The following is an 18,116-nucleotide window of genomic DNA, read 5'->3' as shown; positions in this document are numbered from 1 at the left end:
GGGCGGCTTCACAGCATGTCGCTTCGTGCGTCGAGCGCATCGCGCAACCCGTCGCCGATGAAGTTGAAACTGGTGACTGCCAGGGTGATGGCGGCACCGGGAACGATTGCCAACCACGGCGCGCTGTCGAGATACTGCTGGGCGCCGTTCAGCATGTTGCCCCAACTCGGCAGCGGAGGCTGGATGCCGTAGCCGAGGAAGCTGACATAGGCTTCCAGAAGGATGGCGCGGGCAACGGTAAGCGTGGCCGCGACGATGATCGGGCCGATCGCATTGGGCAGCAGTTCGCGAAACATGATGTGGCTGTTGCTGAGCCCGAGCATGCGGGCGGCGACCACGAAGTCGCGTTCGCGCAGCGATCGCACTTCCGCCTCGACGATGCGCGCGATTTCCATCCAGCTCGTTGCCGCGATGATCAGAGTGATCATGATCGGGCTCGGCTTGATGAAGGCCGCCATCGCCAGCAGTAGGAAGATGTTGGGAAAGGACAGCATCGCGTCGACGAAACGCATCAGCACCGTGCCGATGCGGCCGCCGAAGAAGCCGGCAGCGATCCCGAGCACGGTTCCAAAGACCGTGCTGATGACCATCGCAGCGAAGCCGACCAGGAGCGAAATGCGTCCGGCCATGAAGAGGCGCGCCGCGATGTCGCGGCCGAGCGGATCGGTGCCGAAGAAATGATAGCCCGTGAACGGCGGCGAGAACCGGCCACGCAGATCGATGTAGAGATCGTCAAAGGGCAGCAGCAAGGGGCCGAGGACGCAGGCCAGCACCAGAACGACGATCATCACCAGGCCGAACATCGCCAGTCGGTGACGGGCAAATCGGCGCACGGAGCGGCTTTGCCACCAGCGGTGCCTGGCGTGGGTGGGGATGAGGAAATCCGACTGGGTCATCTCTTCGTCCTCAGCTCAATCGAATGCGCGGATCGACGAATGCGACGGTGAGGTCCGCGGCCAGATTGCCGACCAGGACAAGAACCGCGGACATCATCAGCAGACCCATCACGACGGGGTAGTCGCTGTAACCGAGGCTATCGAGGAACAGCCGTCCCATGCCGGGCCAGGTAAAGACTGTTTCCGTCACCAGCGCCCCACCCAGTATTGTTGGCAGTTGCAGCCCCAGCAGGGTGATCATCGGCAGCAGGGCGTTTCCGAGGATGTGGCGGATCAATACGCGCCGGGAACTCAGCCCCTTGGCCCGGGCCGTTCGGACAAAATCCTGACTGATGACGTCGAGCGTGGCGGTGCGCATGTAGCGGCTCCACACGGCGACATTGACCAGCGCAAGAACGATGCTCGGCATGATGAGATGGATCGCGTAGTCGCCGAGCGAGCCATTGCCGATCGTGTACATGTTGCCGGCCGGCAGCCATCTGAGCCGCAGCGAGAATATGTAGATCGCGATCAACCCAAACCAGAAGGTCGGGATCGACAATGCCACCATCGCGCCGACCGTCGCTGCGTAGTCGAAGATCGAGTATCGTCTAAGCGCGCCCAGGACACCTATCCACGTGCCCACAAAGATGGCGATCGCGGTCGATACGCCCATCAGCAGCAATGTCGCGACAAGGTGCTCCCAGATGATATCAAGCACGGGCCTGCCGTCCCGGTAGGAATGACCCCAGTCACCGCGAAGCAGGTGGCTCAGCCAGTCGAGGTACTGGATGGGAAGAGGGCGATTGAGTCCCATTTGCGTGGCGATCCGGTCAAGATCGGCCTGCGTCATTCCTGGCGTGAGAGTGAATTGCGAGAGCGGTCCGCCCGGAGCCAGGTTCAGGACGGCAAAGCCGATCACCGAGACCAGCAGGAGCAGGACGAGACTTTGCCAGAAGCGTCCCAGCAGATAGCGAAGCATGCCGGTTGTCTCCGTTTTGGTGTCCGTCGGATACAGTCGCGCCAGAGGCGCCTTGTCGGCTATGCAGGCCGAGCCGGTCATCACCGGCCCGGCCTCGTTTGCGCGGGCTATGCCCATTGCCAGGTGGCCACGTCCCAGGAGTCGATGCGTACATTGATGTTCGGCTCGACGCCTTCGACACCGGACTTGTGTCCGCGCACCGTCGCGTATTGGAACATCGGCAGGAATGGCAGGTCGTTGCGTACGGTCTCCTGGATCTTCAGGTAGGCTTGCTTGCGTTTCTCCGGCACGAATTCGACACCGCCAGATCCGAGCAGCTTGTCTACCTCCGGGCTGGCATACTGCCAGGTGTTCTGGCCGGCGCCACCCTTGGCCGGAATCGACTTCGAGCTGAGATAGTCCGACGTGTCGGGATCGGAGCCCGTCAGGAAGTTAATGCCGACGACGACGGAATCGAATTCCGACTTCATCCAGTAGTCGCCCCACATCACGGCTGGCGGCAGGTTGGAGATCATCACCTCGACGCCGATGTCGCGATACGATTGCTGGATGAACTGCTGCGCCTGTTCGCGGATGTGATTGCCCGCCGTGGTCGAGTTCTTGAACGAGAGGCGGACACCGTCCTTGACGCGGATGCCGTCCGCTCCGGGGACCCACCCCGCGTCGTCCAGCAGTTTCTTTGCCTTGTCCACGTCGTATTCCTGCTTCGGCAAATCCGGATTGTAGTAGAAGGACTGCTGCGGCATGTAGGTTTCGGTCGGGGCCGGCAGCCCGTAGTAGAGGGCGTCGATGATCGTTTTCTTGTCCAGCGCATGATACAGCGCCTGGCGAACGGCGAGTTCCTTGAACTGCGGGCGCTCCATGTTGAAGCTGAGCGACTCGACCGTGGCGGCGGGAATGACGGCGACCGACGTTCCGCCCAATGCCTTGGCTTCCTCATAGTGGTCGGCTGTGATCCACTGTAGTCCGATGACGTCGATATCACCGGTCTTGAACTGGGTGTAGAGAACGGTCAGATCCGGAATGTACTTGTAGATCAGGCTCTTCAGGTAGGGGCCGTCGGCGAAGTAGTCGGTGTTGGCGGCCAGTTCGATATGGTCGCCGGCCATGCGTTCCACCCATTTGAACGGGCCAGTGCCGATCGGGGCATTGTTGAACGGCGCGGTGTTCTTGTCCTCCGCCGCACCGAGCACATGTTTGGGAACGATGAAGGTCGCGGCCAGGATCGACGGGTAGGGCGCGTAAGGCTCCTTCATCTTCCACTTGATCTCGGTTGGCGAGACGACAGTCAGGTCCTGGACAAGTTCGTGGCCGGCGCGTCGCCAGCTGCGAAACTTCGGGTCGACCAGCAGTTCGAGCGTGAACTTAACGTCCTCGGCGGTGAACGGCTGTCCGTCATGCCACTTCACGTCGTCGCGCAGCTTGACGTGCCACTCGAGCCCGTCGGCCGAGATGCCGCCGTTTTCGACGGTAGGCACCTCCTTGGCGAGCGCGGGGAAGAAATTGCCCTTGGGATCGACACCAAACAGCGGATCGAAGACGCTGAAGTGAATGCCCTCGTCGACCTCGATATGGGGCAAATGCGGGTTGAAGACGGTGGGCTCCTGGGAAAACCCGACGATCACCTGTCCCTTGGGTTCGCTCGGCGGGGTTGCCGCAAAGGCCCTGCCTGCTCCCGTCAGGTTGGGCATGGTGAGGCCGGCGGCACCGGCGATTGCCATTCCAAGCGCCTGACGACGCGTCGGTCGAAAGATTATGCTGCTGCTCTTGTCTGACATTGGAGGCTCCTTTTCATAGTGTTCCACTTTCGCTGCGTCACGCTCTCTTGTCGGAGCGCTTATAATCCAGTGATCGGCGCGACCTTCGATCCGTCCGAGAACCGCGACCACCGGAAGTCCTTGGGATCGACGATCGGCGGCCGTCCGGTGACGATATCGGCCATCAGCCTGCCTGCCGCGGGGCCGATGCCGAAACCATGGCCCGAGAAACCGGTCGCCACATGGAAGCCGGGAACGCTGTCGACGGCCGAAATGACGGGAATGGCGTCGGGCGTGACGTCGATATAGCCGGCCCAGCGCTGCGCCACCTGTGCCTTTTCCAGAACCGGAAATGCTATGCGGGCATTTGCAAGGACGCGCTCCGAGCTTTTCTTGGAAGGCTTTGGATCGAGCACGCGGCAGTATTCGAAGGGGCTCGCCTCATCCATCGCCCAGCGGGTCGGCATCCTTGCCTCGTCTAGGAAACGACCGCCCAGGCGGAATTGCAGCGATCGCCACTCTGTCTTCCAGGCCGGAAGAAAATCGCGCGCATAGCGAAAGGAGTTCGGCACGATGTCGACGACATTGCTCATGCTGGAGGCGACGGTGTAGCCACCGTCCTGGCGCTTGCGTATGGCGAAGTTGTTTGCCCACACGGCCTGGTCCGGCCCGTTCTCGACCGGCGTCGTGCGAAGAACCGTGTTCATGACCTTCAACTGCGGCAGGTTGAGACCAAGCGTTCCGCAAAACAGGTTCGACCAGACCCCTCCGGCAAGGACGACCGCCTTGCAGGCAATGAAGCCGCGTTCGGTCACGACGCCCGAGACGGCGCCGTTCGTCGTCTCCACGCCGCGCACGGCGCATTCCGTCAGTATGGCGGCGCCGCGGTCGCGTGCGGCTTCGGCAATTGCAGGCGCGGCCTTCTGGGGCTCGGCGCGACCGTCGGCGGGCGTGTAGAGCGCCCCTTTGACGTCGAGATTGGAGCCGGGGAGGAGGTCACGCAGTTCACCCGCGCCGATCATTCGCGACTCGAACTGATAGCCTTCGAGATGGCGTCCCCAGCGCTCGTGCTGTTCGTATTCCTTGTCGTCCGCGCATGTGAACACAATTCCGGCCCGGGCATAGCCAGTGTCTCGTCCGGTCCGTTCGGAGAGCCTCGCCCATATGCGCAAGGCCTCCGCCATCAGCGGAACCTCGCGTGGATCCCGCCGGGAAATGCGAACCCAGCCCCAGTTGCGGCTGGACTGTTCCTGTCCGATCTCGCCCTTCTCGCACAGGGCGACCCGCAAGCCTGTCTCGGCCAGTTCAAGTGCCGTCGCGGTGCCGATGATGCCGCCGCCGACGACGACACAGTCGACCTCCTTTGGCAGCTCGGTATCTCCATGGACGGGGACGACGAACGGTCCGGGCATGCTCAGTAGGACTCCTCGAGCTGGCAATTGATGGAAAATTCCGCGACGCTCGCATGATCGGGCAGATCGAGAAGCAAGCCGATGATCCGTGCGAGGTCGTCCGGATCGGTCATCAGCGCATCGGAGCGATCGGTGACGCCGCGGGCCATGTCGGTGGCGACGAAACCGGGACAGACGGCCGTGGCCCGAATTCCGAGGTCCCACCCCGCCTGCCGGATGCCGTGGGACAGCGCGACTGCGGCAAATTTGGAGATCGAGTAGGAGCCCGCGGTCACGGACTTGACCCGCTTGCCAGACAATGAGGCCAGTATGATCACCCGGCCCGCGGGGCTCGCCGCAAGCGACGCCCATGACGCGCGCACCAGACGGCGCGGAGCCTTGACGTTGATCTCGAACATCAGATCGAGATCCGCGTCGTCGATGTCGATGACCGACTTCGGAATCATGATGCCGGCGCTGGCGACAACCGCGTCGATCCGGTTGAAGGCATCAATGGTGCCGTCGACCCACGTCTGTTCACTGCCGGCTTCCGCGGCATCGTACGGGAACAGGCGGACGCGTTCGCTATCGGCCCAGTCGGGCTGCACCGATTCGCGCATGCCCAGCGACAATGTCCAGCCCGTCTCGAACAGGTGCCGGGCGCAAGCCGCACCGATGCCGCGGCTGGCACCGGACACGAGTGCCACACGCTGGCCGGTTCGGATTCCTGCGGGTTTCCTCATTGGTCGAGTCCCGCGGTGCGGCGGTAGACACGCCGCAATATGTCCAGCAGACGCTTCTGGTCTTTCTCGGGCACATCGGCGAAGAAATCGCTGGATTGCTTGGTGGCGATCTTGCGCACCTTGCGGGCGAGGTCTGCCCCCTTTTGGGTGATGTGGAGCTCCTGTGCGCGTCCATCGTCCGGTGCAGCCTGACGCGTGATCAGTTCGTGATCGATCATCTGGTCGACCAGCCTGCCCATGGCGGAGCGATCGCGCATGATGAGCTGCGCGATGACCGAGGGCCGTATTCCTGGATGGCTGTCGACAAGGAGCAGTGTGGTGATCTTGCCCGTTCCCCGGGCAACATCGAGACCTTCCAGCCGGTCATCAAGATCGCGTGAAAGCGCTATGTTGATGCTGCGGATATAGAAGCTCAACGTGTCTTCGAGGACATCCAGCCCGACCGTCTCGACAGGATAAGGCGGACCTTTGTTCTTCTTCACCGGCATCGAACACTCTCCAGAGGCTGTCGTGGACAGCCTTCATCGAGATCGCCGCAGCCCCATCCGGGGTTGTCGAGGGCTTCCAGGGTATGATTGAGCGAGTAGTGGATAAATGCAACTACTTTTAGTGGACAAACGCAACTATTCTACTCAGCAGGAGACCGGCGCGGCACGCATCGGCAGCCTGATCAAGGAGCAGACATGCGGCCGCGCCTTTGTCGGCATGGTCATTTATTGTTCAGGGGAGGAGAGCTTCAGGGTGGCCGCGGCTCAAGCAGCCGGGATCCATTCCTTGCCGGGAATGGCGGAGATCAGTTGCCTCGTATAGGGGTGATGTGGCGACCGGAATATCTGCGACGGCGGGCCACACTCCACGACTTCGCCGCGGTTCATCACCAGAATTTCGTCGCAGATCCGGCTTGCCACCCGCAGGTCGTGAGTGATGAAGATCATGGCGATCTTCATTTCTTCCTGGATGCTCGCCAGCAGATCGAGGATCTGCGCCTGGATGGAGACATCAAGAGCCGAGACCGCTTCGTCGGCGACCAGGACCTTGGGGTCCATCATCAGGGCTCGTGCGATGCCGATCCGCTGACGCTGGCCGCCAGAGAATTCGTGCGGAAAGCGGTCGTAGGCACCCTCGTCGAGGCCGACCAGACGCAGCAGCCGCAGCGCCTTCGCGCGCGCTTCCGGAGCGGACAGGCCGTGCGCCATCGGGCCGACGGTGAGGATCTTGGCGATCGTCTGGCGCGGATTGAGCGAGGCGAACGGATCCTGGAAGATCATCTGGATGTGCGGCCGCATCGGTCGGAACTCGGAGTCCGAAAGCGCCGCGATATCCTTGCCGTCGAACAGGATGCTGCCTCCGTCGCTGTTCAGGAGTTTCAGCAGGACGCGGCCCAGCGACGATTTCCCCGAGCCGGACTCGCCGACGATGCCGAGCGTTCTGCCCTGCCGAACCTCGAAGCTGACCTGCTTGACGGCATGCACGATGCGGGACCTCGAGAAGAAGCCGATGCCCGGGCTATATGTCTTGTCGAGTTTCTGCACCGCCAGCGCGATCGGAGTATCCTCGCGCGCCTTCGTTTCGCTCTCGATCATATGCGGGACGGCGGCGATCAGCCGCCTGGTGTAGGGATGGCTTGGATTGCCCAGCACGTCGGCGGCGGCGCCTTGTTCGACCATCGCGCCTTTCTCCATGACGATGACGCGATCGGCGATTTCCGCGACGACGCCAAAATCGTGCGTGATGAACATGACGCTCATGTTCTTTTCGCGCTGCAGCCGCCGGATCAGGGCAAGTATCTGCGCCTGGGTGGTGACGTCGAGAGCGGTGGTCGGCTCGTCGGCGATCAAAAGATCAGGCTTGAGCGCCAGCGCCATGGCGATCATGACGCGCTGGCGTTGCCCGCCAGAGAGCTGGAACGGATACTGGTGGCGCAAGACCGCCGGTTCCGGCAGGCCGACTTCGCCAAGCAGGTCGACAACCGCCTTGGCGCGGGTCGCCGAGGTGCCGGACCGGTGTGCTTCCATGACCTCCGCCACCTGTTGGCCGACAGTCATCAGCGGATTGAGCGCGGAAAGCGGATCCTGGAAGATGATGGAGACCGAACGGCCACGCAGACTGCGCATCACGTCTTCCCCGGCGCTGGCGAGATCGTGACCCTTGAAGCGGATGCTTCCCTGCGCGATCCGCACCGAAGACGGCAGCAGGCCCATGATCGCGTTTGCGGTGACGGACTTGCCGGAGCCGGATTCGCCGACGATGCAGAGCATCTCACCCTTCCGCATGTCGAAGGAAATGTTTTCGACGGCGTTCTCCCGCTCCATGTTGTTTGGCAGGCGGACGGTCAGATTTCGAACAGAGAGAACAGTTTGCTCGCTCGGCTCGTGGGTGGTCATTTCGCTCGGCGGCATTGCTTGGCCCTTCAAAGTCCAATGATCTGACAGCATACTAGCCGCACGTCCTGCCATCAGCGCAAGCCCCGACGACTATTTCATTCGTCGACTAGCCGACGAACCATTGGCGCCTGAAGTCGCGTGGTAAGCGGTCCCTAACTGGACCATGCCAACCACCAGTGCGCGAAATCAGTATCGTCGGCCTATGATTTTATCAAGAAGGGCGATCCTGGATGCGGTTCCAGGCATGCATGCGGTTGGCGACCTGCACTGCGATCGGATGGAACGGAACTGGCTTCATGTTCGTAACCGGCAGCGGCATCTGCTCGTCCGTGCGCCGACCGCTGACCAGCGACCGATTTCCTGGCCAAGTGACAGCGATATAGCGACGCCGCGGCCGGAATAGATGCCCCTAAAGACGAGACCGGCGCCAAGGGGTACAGGCGCGGCCGGCGGTCGGGCACCACGGCGAAAGTCCCGTGCACCTGCGGCTGGAGTAAACGCTTTACAGCCCGGTTTGGTACCGCTACCGTTTCCACGTCGCGTGAGCAGGGGAGGGGAGCCTGGGGCTGTCGCGGACCAGACACGAAGCGGTTTCCTTCGACGACGTCGCAGGAAGCATTCGGGAGGAAATCGATGGCGTCTGTCGCAATTGGCGAAGTCTACAAATCATTCGGGTCCGTCGAGATTCTACACGGCGTCAGCGTCGATATAAAAGACGGCGAATTCGTCACGCTGGTCGGGCCCTCGGGCTGCGGAAAATCGACTCTTCTCAGAATGATTGCCGGCCTGGAAAAGATTTCACGCGGCCAGATCGCGATTGGCGAACGTGTCGTCAACAACGTTGCGCCCAAGGAACGCGACGTCGCTATGGTCTTCCAGAATTATGCGCTCTACCCGCACATGACAGTCGCCGAGAACATGGCGTTCTCGCTGATGCTCAAAGGTGTCTCCAAGACAGAAAGCGATGCCGGCGTTCGCCGGGCGGCCGAAATCCTCGGGCTTATGCCGCTGCTGTCGCGCTATCCTCGCCAGCTTTCCGGTGGCCAGCGCCAGCGCGTCGCCATGGGCCGGGCGATCGTGCGCGATCCGCAGGTTTTCCTCTTCGACGAGCCGCTGTCCAATCTCGACGCCAAACTCAGGGTGCAGATGCGCGCCGAGATCAAGGAACTGCATCAGCGCCTGAAGACCACGACGGTTTATGTCACGCACGACCAGATCGAGGCCATGACCATGGCCGACAAGATTGTCGTCATGCATGACGGCGTCGTCGAGCAGATCGGACCGCCGCTGGAACTCTACGACAGGCCGAACAACCTCTTCGTCGCTAGCTTTATCGGCTCGCCCGCAATGAACCTGCTCAAGGGCGAAATCGCAACCGACGGCCCGCCGTCCTTTCGCGGCGCCGGCGGCATTTCGGTGCCGCTCGCCGCGCCACTTCCCATCGGCAGCAGCGGGCCAGTGGTTCTGGGAATACGGCCCGAGCATTTGCGGCTGTCGGACCAAGGCATTCCCGTCACCGTCGTGGTGGTTGAACCGACCGGGTCGGAGGTGCAGCTCATCGGCCGCACTTCCGGGGGTGACGAGATCGTCGCCAATTTTCGAGAGCGCCATTCTTTCACGCCTGGCGAAACCATCCAGCTCGCCGCCGAGCCGGGACTCATTCACCTTTTCAGCGGCGAGACCGGGCAACGATTGGAAACGCGCAGCAGGCAATAAGGACCACTACGAGGAATCGACAGGAGGAGACAAGCATGAGGTTCACCAGACGCGACGTAATCCGCACCACCGCCGCCGCGGCGGCGGGCGCCTTGGGAAGCCGGTTCATCAGCTCGCCCGCCTATGCCCAGGAGGGACCGAAATACAAACCCGAGGACGGCGCCAAGCTTAGGCTGCTGCGCTGGTCACCCTTCGTCCAGGGCGACGAAGATCAATGGCTGGCCAACACCAAGCGATTCACCGAAGCGACCGGTGTCCAGGTCCGCGTCGACAAGGAAAGCTGGGAGGACATTCGCCCCAAGGCAGCAGTCGCCGCCAATGTCGGGTCCGGCCCCGACCTGATGTTCGTCTGGTTCGACGATCCACACCAATATCCCGACAAGCTGCACGACGTGACCGAGCTGGGCGAATATCTCGGGTCGAAGTACGGCGGCTGGCATGACGGGCCAAAGCAGTACGCGACCCGGGAAGGAAAATTCATCGGCCTGCCGCTGGCCACCATCGGCAATGCAATCGTCTATCGCGAGAGCTGGGTCAAGGAAGCTGGCTTCTCGGAATTCCCGAAAGACACGAAAGGCTTCCTCGAGCTTTGCAAAGCGCTGCAAGCGAAGGGACATCCGGCCGGTTTCACGCACGGCCATGGCGTCGGCGACGGCAACAACTACGCGCACTGGCTGCTTTGGAGCCACGGCGGCCAGATGGTCGACGAGAGCGGCAAGGTGACGATCAACAGCCCCGAGACCCTGAAGGCGATCGAATACGCCCAGCAGCTCTACAAGACTTTCATTCCCGGCACCGAGAGCTGGCTCGACGTCAACAACAACCGAGCCTACTTGGCCGGCGAATTGAGCGTGATCGCCAATGGCATTTCCGCCTACAACACGGCCAAGATCAACAAGGACAAGGATCCGAAACTGACCGAAATCGCCAAGGACACGCGCACGACCAACTTACCGATCGGACCCATCGGGAAATCCGTCGAGCTGTTCCAGGTGACCACCGCCGTCATCTTTGACTACACGCCTTACCCGAATGCGGCTAAAGCCTATCTGCAGTTCATGTTCGAGGACCCGCAAATGTCGGACTGGATCACTTCCTCGGCGGGCTATTGCTGCCAGACGCTCAAAGCGTTCGATAACAATCCTGTATGGACGGCCGACCCCAACAACGCTGCCTACGCGAAAGCCTCGGCGACGCTTCGACCTAACGGCTATGCCGGGCCGCTAGGCTATGCCTCGGCGGCAACCATGGCCGACTATGTGCTAGTCGATATGTTCGCCAAGGCCGTGACCGGCCAGGCGACGCCGCAAGAGGCGATGGAAGAGGCCGAGAAGCGCGCAAACCGCTACTATCGCGTTTGAGCCGGGCTCAGCCGGGCGGCAGGGCTGTCCGGCTGGCTTCGGACTGCGTCAAGGCTGTTCCGGCCGATCAATAAGACCTCAACAGGAGCCGACCCCATGGCCGTGCCGTCAGCTGCCATTCAGCCGCGTTCTTCGAACCTGTCGCGGATTCTATCGCGCTGGGCCGAAAGCCGGAACGCGCTGGGCTTCGGCTTCATGCTGCCGGCGGCGGCACTACTGCTTGTCTTCCTGACCTATCCGCTCGGCCTCGGCGTCTGGCTTGGCTTCACCGATGCCCGCATCGGCCGCCCCGGCATCTTCATTGGCCTCGAGAACTACGAGTATCTTTGGAGCGACGCCGTCTTCTGGCTCTCCGTCTTCAACACCTTGCTCTACACGATCAGCGCCTCGATCCTGAAATTCGCGCTTGGCCTCTGGTTGGCGCTCATTCTCAATCAAAACCTGCCCTTCAAATCGTTCTTCCGCGCGATCGTCCTGCTGCCGTGGGTAGTGCCGACGGTGCTGTCGGCCATCGCCTTCTGGTGGATCTACGATGCGCAGTTCTCGATCCTATCATGGGCCCTGCAGCAGATGGGCCTTATCGACCATCGCATCAATTTCCTCGGCGATCCGACGAACGCGCGGGCGTCGGTCATCGCCGCCAATGTTTGGCGCGGCATTCCGTTCGTGGCGATCACTCTGCTTGCAGGCCTGCAGACGATTCCGCAGTCGCTCTACGAGGCCGCGACGCTTGACGGTGCCAACCGTTGGCAATTGTTCCGCCACGTGACGTTGCCGTTGCTTACACCCATCATCGCCATCACCATGACGTTTTCGGTGCTCTTCACCTTCACCGATTTCCAGCTGATTTATGTGCTGACCCGCGGCGGGCCGGTTAACGCCACCCATTTGATGGCGACGCTGTCGTTCCAGCGAGGCATCTCCGGAGGCCAGCTTGGCGAGGGCGCCGCGATCGCGGTGGCCATGATCCCATTCCTGCTTGCGGCAATCCTGTTCAGCTATTTCGGCCTGCAGCGCCGCAAATGGCAGCAGGGCGGCGGAGACTGACATGGCCGCGATCGAAAGCAACCGTCCGGACACAGACGAGGGCGGCATGGGTTATCTTCAGAGCCTGCCCCGGCGCGTAGTGACCGTCTATCTGCCGCTGCTGGTATTCGTCATCGTGCTGTTGTTCCCGTTCTACTGGATGACGATCACGGCGGTGAAACCCAATCTCGAGATGACGGATTATGCGAATTTCAACCCGTTCTGGGTCGTGCATCCGACATTGGAGCATATACGCTATCTTCTCTTCGAGACGTCCTACCCCGGCTGGCTGCTCAACACGATCCTCATCTCAACTGCCGCCACGTTCCTGTCGCTGCTTGCTTCGGTGTTTGCGGCCTATGCGATCGAACGCTTGAGGTTTTCCGGGGCGCGCCAGGTTGGTCTGGCGGTCTTCCTGGCCTATCTCGTGCCGCCCTCAATCCTGTTCATTCCATTGTCGGTAATGGTGTTCAACCTCGGCCTTTACGACACGCCGTTCGCTCTGATCCTTACCTACCCGACCTTCCTCATCCCGTTCTGCACATGGCTGTTGATGGGTTACTTCCGCTCGATCCCGTTCGAACTGGAAGAATGCGCGCTGATCGACGGAGCGAGCCGCTGGCAGATCCTCACCAAGATCGTGCTGCCGCTGTCGGTGCCGGGCCTGATTTCCGCGGGCATCTTCGCATTCACCCTGTCGTGGAACGAGTTCATCTACGCCTTGACCTTCATCCAGTCGTCCGAAAACAAAACCGTCCCGGTCGGCGTGCTTACCGAACTCGTGCGCTCGGACGTCTATGAATGGGGAGCGCTGATGGCAGGCGCACTGATCGGCTCTCTGCCGGTGGTGGTGCTTTATTCATTCTTTGTCGAACACTACGTCTCCTCGATGACAGGGGCAGTGAAGGAGTGAGGCTTTGCTACGGTCGCCTTCCGAAGCCGCCCCGTAGAAACACCGCAGGCTTGGTATCCTTTTCAACGAACCTACCTCGGCCTCGTGCTAAGTCCTGTCGAGATTTAGGAATCGGCTTTTGGCTTGTTTGTGATTCAGGCTGATTGGGACGATTTGTCCTGACTGACGCCAAATGGGTAAGATGGAACCGCCTTGCGTGACCTTCCAGCCTTTTTTGAAAATTGGACACCGTCTTCAAGCGATGCCGGGATTGAATCCCATTACTGCGGGTTTTCGAAGCCAATCGGGACCAGCCAGACGGGGAGTCCGGTCGAGGTCACCGCCACGGAATGACCAGGGACGGCATGACCGAGCAAGATTTGCGCGCCCACGCGGCCCCAAACGCGAACGGCGATAGGCGATATATTCAGGGGCACCGCCGATACCGAAGGAATGACCGGCGCTATCGTCGCTGTCATCGAAAAGGAGCCTGGGAATGTCCTCGCATATGATCGCTGTCATCGGTGGTGACGGTATTGGACCGGAGGTCGTCGAGGCTGGGGTGAAGGTGCTAGAAGCCTTGACTGTTGCCGAACCAGGTCTTGCCTTCGATTTCAAGCGCTTCGACTGGGGTTCTGATTACTATCGCGGCAACGGCCGCATGATGCCGCGCGATGGCCTTGACCAGATTAAGGCCTTCGATGCGATCTATTTCGGCTCGGTCGGCGACCCTAATCTCCCCGACGATATCACGCTTTGGGGTCTGCGCCTGGCCATCTGCCAGGGGTTAGACCAGTACGCCAATGTGCGGCCGACGCGCCTCCTTCCTGGACTGACCGGTCCGCTGCGGTCCGAACTCGGCAAGCAGATAGACTGGGTGATCGTCCGCGAAAACAGCGAGGGCGAATATGCTGGCGTCGGCGGTCGCGTCCATCGCGGCCTGCCGATCGAGGTTGGCATGGATGTCGCTGTCTTTACCCGCACCGGCATCGAACGAATCGCCCGGTTTGCCTGCGACCTTGCCTCGTCACGGACCCGAAAGCTGCTGACAGTGGTGACAAAGTCGAATGCACAGCGCCATGGCATGGTGCTCTGGGACGAAGTCGTTCGCGAGGTGGTTCGCGACTACCCCAGTCTGACTGTCGATTGGATGCTAGTCGACGCCATGACCCAGCGAATGGTCAACAAGCCCGACAGTATCGACACGGTTTTAGCGACCAACCTCCATGCCGACATCCTTTCCGATCTGGCTGCTGCGCTTGGCGGTTCTCTTGGCGTTGGCGCGACGTCGAACATCGATCCGTCTCGCAGGCATCCGTCCATGTTCGAGCCCATCCACGGTTCGGCCTTCGATATCGCCGGCAGGGGCATTGCAAATCCTATTGGATCGTTCTGGACGGCAAGCCTGATGCTCGACCATCTCGGGGAGGTGGCTGCAGCACGTCGCCTTATGGTGGCGATCGAGATCGTCACCGACCGTGGAGAGTTTCTTAGCCCGGATCTTGGTGGTGCTGCGAGCACGGCAGCGGTCACGGCCGCCGTGATCGAGGCACTTCGCTCCAACTAGCACTACTTTGGCAGATTTTTAACAATGGGGCGGGCCGGATGATGCGTTGGCAACAGGAATTACACAGAACAGAAAAATCTAGCATCGGTCAGGTCTGAAGCTCATTCGCGCAAGCGACAACGCAATTCGCTGAGCATCCAAAGTTTGTTGCCGGGCCTGCGAAAGCCATAGCATGCGATGCTCCCACGACACCCCTCTCATTGCGGACCTCGCGGCGACAGTGATTTCGTATCCCCCGCAGCGAGGCGACGCGATCGAACTGGCATCATGGCCGTCGCTGGGGGTGAAGCTGTCGGCAACAAGCCGCCCACCTTCACCATGCTGACGACCGATCCCGGGCGGGATGTCGCGCCATATCACAACCGACAGGTGGTCGTCCTTCAGCCGGAGAATTGGGCTGCCTGGATCAATTTAACAAAGCCTGACGCCGAGCTCTTGCGCCCGCTTCCATCCGGATCGCTTTCGGTGGAGAAAGTTCGCCCCGAAAGTTCGTGATTTAGCTGCGTAATCTCCGGCACGCTGAGGGGACCGAGATCGAGAACCGGCGTGTATTCGCCGGTGCGGCGCCAGACGCCCCGAACCTTTCCATTCTCTCGATCCCGTTTCGGATAGAATATCTGCCCCTCGAAGTGATCAAGGAACGCCTTTGCAGACGCGGCATCACTGAAACAATGGAGCCGAAAGGTATTCTCCGTTCGGCCATATCGCCTGCACCTGCCGCGTTTGGTGCTTAAGTCCTCGTTCCTGGCAGAACTTCGCAATTAAGCGGCGCGCTTTTACCCGATTGGGACTCGGAGCGACCGGAAGCCTTCATGCATCTGGTGCTCTGCATCGCATGAGCGGCGTCCCACATCCCACTCCTTGCGTCCATTGGGAGGGTCGTTGTGGACCAAGCCCTACTTGTGACAAAGCCGATCCAGCGCGTCTCGAAGTGCAGTGGCGGCATCGTCACGCTCGTCAGGGGACATAAGCTCCGGTTCAAGTTCCAGCCTGAAGTGCGGCAGCTCGGTTCGAACGGCACGACGAGCGGCCGCCAGATTGGCCTTCAGATCGATGACGCGGTAGGTGGCCACGGGATAGGCAATCCCCTTGACCTGGACGTGCCCCAGTTCCTCACAGTCGATTGAGTCCTTCACTTGCGCAAACGTCTCGTAGGAAATGAGGATGGCCCCCGGCGGCGCCTCCTGCTCCAGGCGCGAGGCGAGATTCACGGCGCCGCCGATTATCGTGTAGTCCATCCGGTCCTCGCTGCCGAAGTTACCGACGGTGCAGTAGTCGGTATGGATGCCGATGCGACAGCGCAGCGGTGTTTCGATCCCCATGTCCCGCCAGACTTCGGCAAGCTCGCTAATCCGCTTTTGCATTGCAAGTGCCATCTGCGCACAAGCCAGCGCGTCCTCCTTGACGCCGCGAGTCTCGGGATCGCCGAAAAACATCAGGATCGCGTCGCCGACATATTTGTCGATCGTCGCGCCGTGATCCGAAGCTATTTTCGACATTTCCGTCAGATAGTGATTGAGGAGTTGGGTGAGATCCTCGGATTCCATTTTGTCAGTGGTCTCCGTAAAGCCGGCGATATCGGAGAAGCATATTGTCAGTTTCTTCCGCTGGCTGGCGATCCTGACCTCCTGGCGGCCGGTGAATATCGAGCGATACACTTGGGGCGCCAGATACTTCGCCAGCTTGCTGGAAAGCGCCTCCAGAACCACGGATTTCTCGGCTAGGTTCTCCTCCCTTTGCTTCAGCTCAGTGATGTCCGAATAGACGGCGACCGTGCCGCCGGCGCTGATCCGCCGCTCGCTGATCATGACCCATCGCCCGTCGCCTCGCCGCTGCACCCAAGGTTCGCCAGGGTTGCGGTGCCGCGAGAGGCGCTCGGCGACCCACTCCTCGACCCGCCCCTCGGCGTCCTTGATGTAGCCGCGCTCAGCGGATCGGCGAATGATTTGCTCGAATGTCGTGCCGAGCGTCAGTTCGGTCTCCAGACCGGTGTAGAGCAATTCGCGGTAGCGGCTGTTGCTGAGGGCGAGCCGGTCCTCCCGGTCGTACAGAGCGAATCCTTCGGAGATGCTTTCGATGGCATCGATGAGCCGCTGGCGAGCTTCCGCTATTTCGCGCAGGTTCTTTTCCTCGACCTCGACAGCAGTATCCCGGAAGAGTCTCAGCGCTTCGGCCATGCGCCCGATTTCGTCGCTGCCCGCGGCTGGCAGCGGCGCACGAAGGTTGCCCCCCGCAATCGCGAGCATGCCCTGGCTCACGGCCCCCAGTCGGGCGAGGAGGCTGCGGTCGACATAGAGCCAGACAACCAGAACCGAACTCAGGAGGCTGAGGAAGGCGGAGCCGAGCACAACCGCGGTGCCGTAGCGCTGGACGAGCGCGGCTTCGCGACCGGACGCAGCGATCTCCTGGTCTGCGGTGGCGACCAGGCGATCGACGCCAGCGGTGAGATTGCGCGACAGTCGATTGTTCTCGACCAGAAGCCTTTCGCCCTGTGCCAGGACAGCGAACTCGTCCTCCCGCGCCTTGGGGATGCTGTCCTCGCCGTCGGTCAAACCCTTGAATTCGTCGACACGCTGCCGGAAGCGGGTCCGCAGCTTTTCGTCGATCTCCGTGGAAACCTTTTCAAGAGCAGTGAGCGAACGGCGTAGCGGAAAAAGGATCAACGCCAGGTCGCCCGGCGTCGGCGCGTTCGCGACCTTCACCAGCGCGTCGTTGACCGCCGAGATCTCCAACTGCGCCTTCTGCTGGGGGATGTAGGCCGCAATCGCCTGGACCAGGTCGGTCATCGCCGCTGCGCGTCGATCGGGCGACAGCGACGTGTCGGCCGCGACCGCCCGCCATTGCGGAAGCCTGGAATCCATCACTAGGATGCTGGTGGCGACAAGGCGCTGGCTTCCGGTCGTCGTCGCGGCGAGGCGATTCAGGAGCTCCTCCTTGCGGGCGACCACGTCGAGCCGGGCGACAACAAGAGAGTCGAGCTCCTTCAGGTTGCGCCTCAGAACAATCACGGCTTCCTCGATCTCGGCCAAAGGCACTGTGCCCAACGTGGCATCACGGAGGTCCGTGCGCAGGGCCTCGAGGCGGGACATCTCGAGCGCCACGGCAGCCGAGACCTCGCTGTGCTGAGCCCTGCTTGTCGCTGCCAGCACCGATGGCGCGGCAGCAGCGACCCGTTCGGCTTGGCGCGAAAGCTGGAGGGAGGCGAGCGCCGACGGCACTCGATCCGTGGTAATTCGGTCGACGACGTCGCCAACCTGGAGGAAGGCATAAAGCGCCGCAGCGGTTGCCAGCACCGCAAGGGCGCTGATCCCGAAAAAGGCGAGCAACAGCCGGCCGCGTATGCCGAGGCGTTCAAGCATCTCGGTGAGTCGCGACAGTTCGGCCACTCTGGTCTGCATCGACTAGACATCTCAGCCGGCACG

At 61.5% G+C, this 18,116-nt stretch carries 13 protein-coding genes and 1 pseudogene; 6 read left to right on the top strand and 8 right to left on the bottom strand.

Annotated features, from left to right (window positions below):
• Positions 1-8: 8 nt before the first annotated feature.
• The 7 genes from NKG99_RS25330 to NKG99_RS25300 all read right to left on the bottom strand — a co-directional run bounded on the left by NKG99_RS25330 (position 9) and on the right by NKG99_RS25300 (position 8,132).
• Positions 9-896: an ABC transporter permease gene (locus NKG99_RS25330; RefSeq protein WP_352871567.1), complete on the bottom strand. Its 888-nt coding sequence runs from the start codon at positions 894-896 to the stop codon at positions 9-11.
• Positions 897-906: 10 nt separating this feature from the next.
• A complete protein-coding gene (locus tag NKG99_RS25325) occupies positions 907-1,857 on the bottom strand; it encodes an ABC transporter permease (RefSeq protein WP_352871566.1) in 951 nt (316 codons plus the stop codon).
• 107 nt (positions 1,858-1,964) lie between these two features.
• Positions 1,965-3,635 (bottom strand): peptide ABC transporter substrate-binding protein, encoded by a 1,671-nt coding sequence (locus tag NKG99_RS25320; RefSeq protein WP_352871564.1) that lies wholly within the window; start codon positions 3,633-3,635, stop codon positions 1,965-1,967.
• Positions 3,636-3,694: 59 nt separating this feature from the next.
• Positions 3,695-5,026: an NAD(P)/FAD-dependent oxidoreductase gene (locus tag NKG99_RS25315; protein WP_352871562.1), complete on the bottom strand. Its 1,332-nt coding sequence runs from the start codon at positions 5,024-5,026 to the stop codon at positions 3,695-3,697.
• A 2-nt stretch (positions 5,027-5,028) separates the two neighbouring features.
• Positions 5,029-5,748: an SDR family NAD(P)-dependent oxidoreductase gene (locus NKG99_RS25310; RefSeq protein ID WP_352871560.1), complete on the bottom strand. Its 720-nt coding sequence runs from the start codon at positions 5,746-5,748 to the stop codon at positions 5,029-5,031.
• Complete coding sequence (locus tag NKG99_RS25305; RefSeq protein ID WP_023758780.1) at positions 5,745-6,236, bottom strand: MarR family winged helix-turn-helix transcriptional regulator; 492 nt, start codon at positions 6,234-6,236, stop codon at positions 5,745-5,747. The genes NKG99_RS25310 and NKG99_RS25305 overlap by 4 nt, the downstream gene beginning before the upstream one ends.
• A gap of 264 nt (positions 6,237-6,500) precedes the next feature.
• Complete coding sequence (locus NKG99_RS25300; protein ID WP_502910922.1) at positions 6,501-8,132, bottom strand: ABC transporter ATP-binding protein; 1,632 nt, start codon at positions 8,130-8,132, stop codon at positions 6,501-6,503.
• A 633-nt stretch (positions 8,133-8,765) separates the two neighbouring features.
• Here NKG99_RS25300 and NKG99_RS25295 point away from each other — a divergent pair.
• The 6 genes and pseudogenes from NKG99_RS25295 to NKG99_RS25270 form a co-directional block, all read left to right on the top strand.
• Positions 8,766-9,848 (top strand): ABC transporter ATP-binding protein, encoded by a 1,083-nt coding sequence (locus NKG99_RS25295; protein ID WP_352871556.1) that lies wholly within the window; start codon positions 8,766-8,768, stop codon positions 9,846-9,848.
• Positions 9,849-9,883: 35 nt separating this feature from the next.
• Positions 9,884-11,209 carry an ABC transporter substrate-binding protein gene (locus tag NKG99_RS25290; protein WP_352871554.1) on the top strand — a complete coding sequence of 442 codons (1,326 nt, stop codon included), beginning with the start codon at positions 9,884-9,886 and terminating at the stop codon, positions 11,207-11,209.
• A gap of 195 nt (positions 11,210-11,404) precedes the next feature.
• Entirely contained in the window at positions 11,405-12,256 is an 852-nt protein-coding gene (locus tag NKG99_RS25285) for a carbohydrate ABC transporter permease (protein WP_352871604.1), read from the top strand.
• 1 nt (position 12,257) lies between these two features.
• Positions 12,258-13,148 (top strand): carbohydrate ABC transporter permease, encoded by an 891-nt coding sequence (locus NKG99_RS25280; protein ID WP_352871553.1) that lies wholly within the window; start codon positions 12,258-12,260, stop codon positions 13,146-13,148.
• 475 nt (positions 13,149-13,623) lie between these two features.
• Entirely contained in the window at positions 13,624-14,694 is a 1,071-nt protein-coding gene (locus tag NKG99_RS25275; protein ID WP_352871551.1) for a tartrate dehydrogenase, read from the top strand.
• Between the two features lie 267 nt (positions 14,695-14,961).
• Positions 14,962-15,189 (top strand): annotated as a pseudogene (locus NKG99_RS25270) (SOS response-associated peptidase family protein); the annotation flags it as partial.
• 401 nt (positions 15,190-15,590) lie between these two features.
• Here the strand turns inward: NKG99_RS25270 and NKG99_RS25265 are convergent.
• The gene (locus NKG99_RS25265) at positions 15,591-18,053 is read right to left on the bottom strand and encodes an adenylate/guanylate cyclase domain-containing protein (RefSeq protein WP_352871602.1); all 2,463 of its coding nucleotides are present in this window, start codon (positions 18,051-18,053) and stop codon (positions 15,591-15,593) included.
• Positions 18,054-18,116: the final 63 nt, after the last annotated feature.

The organism is Mesorhizobium sp. M1409 (assembly GCF_040317535.1).
GTDB lineage: Bacteria > Pseudomonadota > Alphaproteobacteria > Rhizobiales > Rhizobiaceae > Mesorhizobium.
The sequence above is the reverse complement of the archived record's forward strand: the minus strand, read 5'-3'. Positions and strand labels throughout refer to the sequence as shown.